The sequence below is a fragment of the Sabulibacter ruber genome (assembly GCF_017355955.1).
Classification (GTDB): Bacteria; Bacteroidota; Bacteroidia; order Cytophagales; family Hymenobacteraceae; genus Nibribacter; species Nibribacter ruber_A.
In genome coordinates this window covers 1-272 of record NZ_JAFFID010000128.1, presented here as the reverse complement: position 1 = coordinate 272, position 272 = coordinate 1, and the positions used below count along the sequence as shown (strand labels likewise).

1 protein-coding gene is annotated in these 272 nt (G+C 67.6%); it reads right to left on the bottom strand.

The features are described from left to right. Positions 1 to 272, bottom strand: a 272-nt coding sequence (locus tag JT719_RS24745) for a hypothetical protein (protein ID WP_207436445.1), incomplete at both ends; no start/stop codon positions are given.

Below are 272 nucleotides of genomic sequence, written 5' to 3'. Positions count from 1 at the left end.
ATCGCGGCGGCGGCATTGGCTTCACCCTCTGTGTCGAAGGTGAAGGTCTCCAGATAGTTCAGCTTGCCGTCCTCACCGGCCGTGGGAAAGGCGATGCCGCCATGGGCCATTCCGCCGATGGGCAGCTCGGCCGCCGCGTCCGGATCGGTCGCCAGGTTCAGGAGAACGGGGCCGTAGGTCGCCAGCCCTTCCGCCAACTCGACGAAGCCGTCGCCGTCCACGTCCTGGCGGATCGTGGGGGTGGCGGTCATGCCCTTCTCCACGCCACGGAT